Genomic DNA, 8,668 nt, shown 5'->3' with positions numbered 1-8,668 from the left:
GATAGAATTGGGGTCGGATTCTCCAAATTCATAAGCCTCGGGAACAAAGCCGACCTTGCAGAGAATGATTTCCTTGAGCTATTCAGGACGGATGATACTACAGCTGTGATCGCTGCATATCTGGAAGGCGTGAAGGACGGTCCGCGCTTCATGGATGTTGCAAGGCGTGTGACCAGGGAAAAGCCGATGATAGTAGTGAAATCGGGTCGTACGGCTGTGGGTTCCAGGGCAGTGTCATCCCATACCGGTACCCTTGCAGGTTCGGATGCCGCATACAATGCAGCCTTCAGGCAGAGTGGTGTTATAAGAGCTGATTCTCTGGAAGAGATGCTGGACTACAGTAGGGCTTTTTCCACATATCCTTTGCCTCAGGGAAGGAAAGTTGCAATACTTACCAATGCAGGAGGACTAGGTATACTCACGGCCGATGCCTGCCATAGCATTGGTCTTTCGATCACTTCTTTCGAGGAAGAGACCATTACGAAATTAAGGCAGCGTCTTCCTGAAGCAGCTGGCTTCTACAATCCCGTGGATGTTCTGGGAGATGCCAGTCCACAGTTGTATGAATATGCTTTAGAAGTGCTTGTGGATGATCCTAATGTAGACGGCATTATTGTACTCGTTTCCCCCCAGGCTATGACCGACGTGCCTGCTATAGCCCAGGTTCTTACCAAAGTTATCAAGACTTCGAACAAGCCTATCCTGTGCAACCTTGCAGGTGGAACGCGCATTGCTGCAGGCGAGGAGTTACTGAATAAGCATGGGATACCTAATTATTCTTCTTCAGAAAGGGCTGTTGCCAGCATGAAAGCATTGTGTGATTACAGTTCTATAAAGGTAAAAGAACACACTGCTCCGGTTTTGATGGCAGCTGACAGGGAAGTTGCAAGGAAGATCATAGATGATGCTATCAGAAATGAACGGAGGACTCTTGGTCTGGAGTCCCTGGACCTGCTCGAAGCCTATGGGATCCCGGTGGTACAGTCGAGAATGGCCGGTAATCTATCCGAAGCTATCCAGGTGTGTGAAGAAATCGGTTATCCGGTAGTGATGAAGATCATCTCTCCTGACATATCGCATAAAACGGATGTAGGCGGTATCAAGCTTAACCTGATGAATGCAGAGGACGTGGAACGTGCCTATCTTACTATGATGTCGGATGTGAAGCATTACATGCCCAATGCCCAGATAACAGGCGTGCAGGTGCAGCAGATGGTCACAGGCGGTAAAGAGGTGATCATAGGCATGGACCGTGACCCTCAGTTTGGTCCGCTTCTAATGTTCGGGCTGGGAGGTGTTTATGTGGAATTTCTCAAGGACGTATCTTTTGCCGTAGCTCCTATCAACGATAAGGAAGCGCAGCATATGATATCTTCTATCAAAACATATCCGCTGATAGCTGGTGTAAGGGGTGAGACGCCTTCGGACATCAAGGCTATAATTGATACTTTGCTCAAAGTGTCACAGCTTGTGATGGATTTCCCCAACCTTATGGAATTTGAAATAAATCCTCTGATGGTCATGCCTGAAGGCAAAGGCTGCCTTGCAATGGATATCAGGCTGACATTAAGAAAGGAATAAGAAGATGGTGTCAGATGACCTTTATAAGAAGTAATCGATCAGTTACTATAGGAGTATTAGGAGGGAGATCATGGCTTCAATGTTGGTAAGTTCATCGGAACAGTACTCAGGGAAAAGCTCTATATGTCTGGGTTTTGGCGTGATCCTGAAAGAGAGAGGTTACAAAGTCGGATACATGAAGCCCATTGGTAATCTGCTCATAGATGTCAATGGCTCGCTTGCGGATGAGGATGCCGAGGGGATAAAGAAGTTACTGGGATTACAGGACGATATGAGTTCCATTACTCCCATCCTGCTTACAGAGAACCTGAAGGATGATGCTCTCATGGGCGTGGAGAAAGGTCTCGATTCGAGGTTAAAGGAGGCCTATGAAAAAGTATCAAAGGGCAAGGATGTTGTCCTCCTGGAAGGGGCTGGCGGCATCGGCGGGGGGGCCATGTACAATCTCTCCGACCCGGAGGTAGCCACCAAGCTGGATACCAAGATGCTGCTTATCACAAGATATGATTCAGCACAGGCTGTTGACCGTATACTGTGTGACCTGCGTATAATCCAGAACACAGAGATCCTTGCAGGCATAATACTTAATGAAGTACCAACAGGTAAGCTTGAACAGGTTTCCCACTTGGTGGTACCTTTCCTTGAGAAGAAAGGCATTAAGGTTTTCGGGGTCATCCCGGAAGATCATATGCTTCGCTCCGTATCAGTGTCTGAGATAGTTGAAGACCTTAATGCAGAGGTACTGGTGGGTGCAAACCATCTGGAAGATCTGGTCGAGCACTATCTGGTGGGAGCCATGGAGGTTGGTTCAGCTATCAAATACTTCAGACGCATGCCTAACGCAGCTGTGATCACAGGCGGCGATCGTTCGGATATACAGATGGCTGCAATTGAGGCCAAAGTAAAGTGTCTTGTGCTTACAGGCAACCTGCGTCCAAGCGGTGCAGTGCTGGGAAGTGCCGAAGAGGCTAATATTCCTGTGATGCTTGTCAGAGGCGATACTATGAGTACCATCGAGAAGATGGAGAACCTCATTGGTCACGCACGTATAAAGCACGAAGTGAAAATAAAAAGGATAGTAGAGCTCATCAGGGAGTATGTGGATGTTGATGGTTTGATCGCGGAAATGGGACTTGTTCAATAAGCCCATTCCCTATCATGCATTTTCTATTTCCTTTGTCCTCTGCCTGAGTATTTCCACAATATCAGGATTCTGCAGCGTTGTCACGTCACCTGTGTTCCCTTCGTTGACAATGGCTTTGAGTACCCGGCGCATTATCTTACCACTTCTTGTCTTAGGCAGGTCATCCGTGAATATGACCTGTTTTGGTCTTGCAATGGGGCCGATGTTCAGGGCTACATGGTTGACCAGTTCTTTTCTGAGTTCTTCAGTGGCTTCCACTCCTGAACGAAGTACGACGTAACAATAGATCACTTCTCCCTTGAGCTCGTCCAGCTTTCCCACAACTGCCGACTCTGCAACTGACGGATGTGATACCAATATGCTTTCCACTTCTGCAGTGCCTATGCGGTGTGCGGCCACTTTGATGATATCGTCAACACGCCCGCTAATCCAGAAATAACCATCGTCATCCTGTTTTGCACCATCCCCTGCAAAATAGGTCTTCCCATCCCATTTGCTCCAGTATGTCTCTTTGAACCGTGCCTCGTCGCTGAATATAGTACGTACCATGCTGGGCCAGGGTTTTTTTATCGCGAGCAGGCCGTCCGTTCCTCTGGGTACTCTATTGCCTGCTTCATCGAGAACAATTGCCTCGATCCCCGGGAAGGGTCTTGTAGCACTGCCGGGTTTGAGTGTGGTGATGCCGGGCAAAGGAGTGATGAGCACCATGCCTGTTTCTGTCTGCCACCATGTATCAACAATGGGGCATTTTCCATGTCCGATATGTTCGTGGTACCAGAGCCAAGCTCCAGGATTGATAGCTTCTCCCACACTTCCCAGGAGACGCAACGTAGAAAGATCGTGTTTCTCTGGCCATTGTGCGCCCCATTTCATAAAAGTCCTGATGGCAGTAGGTGCGGTGTAGAGTATTGTAACTTTGTGCCTTTCGATAAGGTCCCACCATCTGTCCTTCTCCGGAAAATCAGGTGCGCCTTCATATATTAGCAGTGTGGCACCATTGGACAGGGGTCCGTACACAAGATATGAATGTCCTGTGATCCAGCCGCAGTCAGCTGTACACCAGTAAATATCATCTTCCTTGAGGTCGAATATCCACTTAGTGGTGATATGTGTGCCCACCATATAGCCGCCGGTGGTATGTACAATGCCTTTGGGCCTGCCGGTGGTACCGCTGGTGTACATAAGAAAGAGCATGTCCTCTGCATCCATAGGTTCGGCTTCGCACACAGAGCTTTCACCTTCCATTAGCTCGTGCCACCACCCATCCCTTTCAGGATGCATCTCTATATCATTGCCTGTCTGCTTTACGACGATGACCTTTTCGATGCACCGGCACATCTGTGCACCCCTGTCTATCTTTTTTTTCTGTTCCACCACGCTGCCCCTGCGGTAATAACCATCGCAGGTAATGATGAATCTGCTCTTGGAATCTCCGATTCTGGTGAACAGGGCTTCACCTGAGAAGGCTGCGAAGACTACATTATGAGGTGCACCTATCCTTGCACACGCCAGCATGGCTATGATGACCTCGGGTATCATGGGCAGGTAAATGGTAACAATGTCTCCTTTCCGGACACCCATTTTTTTCAGGACATTGGCAAAGCGGCAGGTCTCCTCCATAAGTTGTCTGTATGTATATGTCCTTACATCTCCCATCTCCCCTTCCCAGATTATGGCTGTTTTGTCAGCCCCTTTTTCCATATGCACATCCAGGCAGTTATAGCAGGCATTAAGTTTCCCTCCTACGAACCATTGTGCATGGGGTGGCTGCCAGTCAAGTACTTTGTCCCATTCTCTGAACCAGTGAATATCACTTGCAAGTTCGTTCCAGAATCCTTCCAGATCCTGTGCTGCTTTCTGATATACATCTGAGTCACTGATATTTGCAGTCCTTGCAAAATCCCGGGAAGGTGTAAACTCTACACTCTGATGGTTTTCTTTGTTTGTGTTCACTCCCATTTTCCACACCACAAAGTTGTTATTCCTATTTTTTCATTGGAGTGGATGACTGAAATAGTTTGCTGTGACAGCAAAAGAGGTATGGGAAAATCAAAAATGAGAGAAAAAAGAAAGAGGAGAAATATATTATTTCATTTTTTCCAGCACATCGCACATTTTGTTGATGGTGTCAATGGCTGTCTGCATGCCTTCTGCATCAGCAAGAGCGGGCTTTTGCAGAATGCCTCCAAAATGTCCTCCATCTCCTACAACTATCATTCCATGTATATGCATCCAGTCATGGATCGTCTGGATGGTTTTCTCCTGTCCGCCGTTACGTGACCCTCCAACTGCTAAGGCTGCACCTACTTTGTTCTTTAACTGGAATCCCTGTCTCCTGTGCAGTACGCTGCGGTCGAACAAGGCTTTGACCTGGGCTGTCACTGAGCCAAAATACACAGGTGATGACACGATTATAGCATCTGCTGCTTTCAGTTTCTGGTACACCTGCTGCATATCATCATCAATAGGGCACATTTCCTCATCCCTGCAGATCCCACATGCAATGCATGGTGCTATCTTTGATGATGACATAAGCACACTATCAACTTCAAAGCCTCGGCTTTTTGCTATTCCAAGTACTTTATCTATCAGCTTGTCGTTGTTGCCACCTTTAACGGGGCTTGCGGAGATGCCTAATATCTTCATATATATCATGCATGTGAAATACGACTGCATTTATTATCTTTTGCTTTTGATGCAACACTAGTTCCAGTACCTAAGAGGGAACACATAAATATAAGAACAAATCCAATTATAATTCTGATTCGATGTTTCAGACATAGGTGTCGAAATATTCTTGCTTTATATTAACTACTGATAGCGGTGATTGAATTTTGTCAGCTAAGGATATCCTCACTATAGATGATTTTGATGTGAAAGGTAAAACAGTGCTGGTAAGAGTGGACATTAACACTCCCATGGACCCCGAAGGAAACATTCTGGATGATATGCGCATCAAAAGCCATATCCCCACTTTGGTTGACCTTCATGAGGCCAAGGTGGTGTTACTGGCTCACCAGAGCAGGCCTGGCAAAAAAGACTTCACTACTATGAAGGCACATGCTGCCCGGCTGTCTCAATATCTGGGCCGTGAAGTAAAATATGTGGATGATATTTTTGGCACATGCGCGAAGAACAGCATCTCTGCTATGAAAAAAGGAGATGTCATACTGCTGGAGAATGTCAGGTTCTATTCAGAAGAGTCTCTGGAAAGGACAGCATCAGAACACGCAAAGTCACATCTGGTAAAAAAGCTTCTGCCACATCTTGATCTTTTCCTGAATGATGCTTTTGCAGTATCCCACAGGGCTCACCTTTCAATATTAGGATTTACCGAAGCTCTTCCTACGGGGGCAGGAAGGGTCATGGAGAAAGAGGTCCTTTCTCTGGACAGGGGGATAAAGGGCGGTGCACGTCCTTGTATCTTTGTACTGGGTGGGGCGAAGGTAGATGATTCCCTGAAAGTTGCAGAGAACGTTCTTACCAATGGAGGTGCTGACAAGGTCCTTGTTACCGGTGTGGTTGCAAATGTGATGCTGGCTGCCTCGGGTGTGGATATTGGTAAGGTCAACATGGATTTCATAGAATCTCAGGGGTACACCGACCAGATAGAAAAGGGAAGGAAGGTGCTTGAAAAATTCAATGGAAAGGTCGGTCTGCCAGTGGATGTAGCTCTGAGCGAGAATGGTAAACGTTTAGAGGTACAGGTCGAAGAACTGCCCAATGGCAACATGCCTATTTATGACATTGGTCTTGAGACAATAGTAGCTTTTTCCAAAGAGATCCAGAATGCAAAGACCGTGGTCCTCAATGGACCGGCGGGGCTTTCCGAAATGGATGAATTTGCCCTGGGTACGCATGAGATCATTAAAGCTGCGATCCATTCGGAATATTCCATAGCTGGCGGCGGTCATATCTCGGCTGAGATCCGCAACCTGGGTTTTGAGAACAAGTTCTCGCACCTGAGCACAGGTGGTGGTGCATGCATAGATTATCTTGCCGGAGAGAAGTTGCCGGGGGTCGTGGCGCTTAAAGAAGCTGCAGTCAGGCATAAACTTCACAAATGAGATATCTATATATCATAAATGGGAGTGGGAAGTCATGCTAACAGAAAGTGAGGGAAAAATAGCTGTACAGCTTGCAAGAGATACCATTGAGACATATCTCAGGACCGGAGAGATGATGGATGGCTCTGAAATAGAGCTTCCTTCTATATTCAATGAGAAAAGGGGGGTCTTTGTCACTCTTACCAAGGATGAATTATTGCGGGGTTGCATAGGCCATCCATACCCTGACTCTCCACTTAAGTATGCTATCACCGATTCTGCGCTATCTGCCGCTATTCGTGACCCACGCTTTCCACCGTTGCGTGTCGATGAGACGATGCGGGTTGTTGTGGAGGTAACTGTCCTTACTCCTCCGGAAAAGATCGAAGCCTTACCAAAAGATCTTCCCGGCAAGATCGAAATAGGAAGGCATGGGCTTATCGTCAAAAAAGGATATCGGCAAGGTCTTCTCCTGCCTCAGGTCGCCCCTGAGAACGAGATGGATGAAATTGACTTTCTCAGTCATACCTGCCTCAAAGCTGGCCTTGGGCATGATGCCTGGCTCACAGGGGCTGAAGTATACTGTTTTGAGGGCCAGATATTTGCGGAAAAGACACCTAACGGCGAGGTCATTGAGAAGCAGTTTGAAAAGAAGGCATGTTTTGGCGGTGGATCCGGAAAGAAGGCTCAGAAATAGTCTGATTTCCAACTATTTTTCAGTATTATTGTAGATTTCTATTCTCATTTATTTTGTAAAGAAAAATATTTAAGTCACAACTACCCAATTTATATATTGGGAGTGTTAGTCGTGATAACTGAAGAAGCTGTACTGGAAGTTCTCAAAAACGTTTACGACCCGGAGATTCCTATCAATATTCTGGACCTTGGACTTATTTATGGAATTGATATAGAAGGAAGCGATGTTCATATAAAAATGACTCTCACAGCGCCTCACTGCCCTATGAGTGGTGTGATCGTAAAGAACGTAAAAGAAAAGATAGAAGCTATGGCTGGTGTCAATAAAGCTTATGTTGAACTGGTGTGGGATCCTGTCTGGAGTCCACACATGATCTCTAAGGAAGCTATGAAAAAGCCGGATCAGAAATGAGCTTTTCACAGATATGTTTCAAGTGAAGAAAGTAGTCCTTGAACATCTTTTTCTAGTTCATCCAGAGATACTTCTATCATAAGGTTTACATTGCCTTCAGGTCCGAAAGTCCTGAAATCTGTGCGCAGGCCCAGAATTTTCTTCCCTTTTGCGTACGCATACCCTATCTCCCAGGCGGTGCCGGAATCCACATCACTGCCACCATCCAGAACAGCTACAACTATATCACAGTCATCTATGCCCTTCACATCATTTTCGAAGATGTTCTTCTGCCTCAGTTCAAGCCTTGTTTCGCTATCATCACAGCCATCCTCCTGTGGCAGGAATACGGAGAACCCCTTTTCCACAAGCCTGTCACGCAGGTATACGTTGAAATCCCTTTCAGCCTGTGAAAAAAGAGGACCTGCAAGATAAATGTTCTTTTTACTGGTCATATGATCATCCTTATGGAGAAGAGTCTCTATTTTACGCATTCTTTGTAGATAAACATGACCCGGCAGGTCCAATGGATAATAATTGTACGGGTTATTGACACTTGTTCTTAGATAAGGTGCAATTGTCCATATTTAATTTTCTCACAACAGTAACTATATACTATATTCTTAAAATTATATTATTACAAACCTCATTTATTGCATATGTTTAAATATTACCGATTATATTGCTACTTTTTAATAGTTGGAATCAAGCGCAACTAAAAAGGCTCAGTTGCCTTTTAAGTTGTGTATCGGTGGTACGAGTTCAAACTGGATCACTGGATTAGTTTACGGTGGGACTGTATCCATTGTT

Annotated in this window: 8 protein-coding genes; 5 read left to right on the top strand and 3 right to left on the bottom strand. The window is 46.0% G+C overall.

The features are described 5' to 3' along the window. Together ACCM36_RS09880 and ACCM36_RS09875 are read left to right on the top strand one after the other, a co-directional pair. The coding region (locus ACCM36_RS09880) for an acetate--CoA ligase family protein (protein ID WP_370573591.1) at positions 1 to 1,581 on the top strand (1,581 nt) is incomplete at its 5' end. A gap of 70 nt (positions 1,582 to 1,651) precedes the next feature. Beyond that, positions 1,652 to 2,725, top strand: a complete 1,074-nt coding sequence (locus ACCM36_RS09875) for a phosphotransacetylase family protein (protein ID WP_370573590.1) — start codon at positions 1,652 to 1,654, stop codon at positions 2,723 to 2,725. 12 nt (positions 2,726 to 2,737) lie between these two features. Here the strand turns inward: ACCM36_RS09875 and acs are convergent, their stop codons facing one another. Then, positions 2,738 to 4,684 (bottom strand): acetate--CoA ligase, encoded by a 1,947-nt coding sequence (gene acs, locus ACCM36_RS09870; RefSeq protein WP_370573589.1) that lies wholly within the window; start codon positions 4,682 to 4,684, stop codon positions 2,738 to 2,740. A gap of 126 nt (positions 4,685 to 4,810) precedes the next feature. Then, positions 4,811 to 5,371, bottom strand: coding sequence for a flavodoxin family protein (locus ACCM36_RS09865; protein ID WP_370573588.1), 561 nt, complete (start codon positions 5,369 to 5,371; stop codon positions 4,811 to 4,813). 188 nt (positions 5,372 to 5,559) lie between these two features. Here ACCM36_RS09865 and pgk point away from each other — a divergent pair, with 188 nt between their 5' ends. From pgk to ACCM36_RS09850, 3 genes are all read left to right on the top strand, one after another. Next, positions 5,560 to 6,792, top strand: coding sequence for a phosphoglycerate kinase (gene pgk, locus ACCM36_RS09860; RefSeq protein WP_370573587.1), 1,233 nt, complete (start codon positions 5,560 to 5,562; stop codon positions 6,790 to 6,792). 34 nt (positions 6,793 to 6,826) lie between these two features. Then, positions 6,827 to 7,468 (top strand): TIGR00296 family protein, encoded by a 642-nt coding sequence (locus tag ACCM36_RS09855; RefSeq protein ID WP_370573586.1) that lies wholly within the window; start codon positions 6,827 to 6,829, stop codon positions 7,466 to 7,468. A gap of 102 nt (positions 7,469 to 7,570) precedes the next feature. Next, entirely contained in the window at positions 7,571 to 7,879 is a 309-nt protein-coding gene (locus ACCM36_RS09850) for a metal-sulfur cluster assembly factor (protein WP_370573592.1), read from the top strand. Between the two features lie 5 nt (positions 7,880 to 7,884). On the opposite strand, the gene ACCM36_RS09845 is transcribed toward ACCM36_RS09850, so the two are convergent. After that, positions 7,885 to 8,313: a nucleoside 2-deoxyribosyltransferase gene (locus ACCM36_RS09845; protein ID WP_370573585.1), complete on the bottom strand. Its 429-nt coding sequence runs from the start codon at positions 8,311 to 8,313 to the stop codon at positions 7,885 to 7,887. Positions 8,314 to 8,668: the final 355 nt, after the last annotated feature.

This window comes from Methanomethylovorans sp. (assembly GCF_041305605.1).
Lineage (GTDB): Archaea > Halobacteriota > Methanosarcinia > Methanosarcinales > Methanosarcinaceae > Methanomethylovorans.
Note: the sequence above shows the minus strand (reverse complement) of the source record. Positions and strands in the feature narration are given on the sequence as shown.

What these genes read in the sequence shown, in the direction of transcription:
- ACCM36_RS09845 (WP_370573585.1), bottom strand. Translation starts at nt 8,313, where the DNA reads ATGACCAGTAAAAAGAACATTTATCTTGCAGGTCCTCTTTTTTCACAG.
- ACCM36_RS09875 (WP_370573590.1), top strand. Translation starts at nt 1,652, where the DNA reads ATGGCTTCAATGTTGGTAAGTTCATCGGAACAGTACTCAGGGAAAAGC.
- acs (WP_370573589.1), bottom strand. Translation starts at nt 4,684, where the DNA reads ATGGGAGTGAACACAAACAAAGAAAACCATCAGAGTGTAGAGTTTACA.
- ACCM36_RS09865 (WP_370573588.1), bottom strand. Translation starts at nt 5,371, where the DNA reads ATGAAGATATTAGGCATCTCCGCAAGCCCCGTTAAAGGTGGCAACAAC.
- ACCM36_RS09855 (WP_370573586.1), top strand. Translation starts at nt 6,827, where the DNA reads ATGCTAACAGAAAGTGAGGGAAAAATAGCTGTACAGCTTGCAAGAGAT.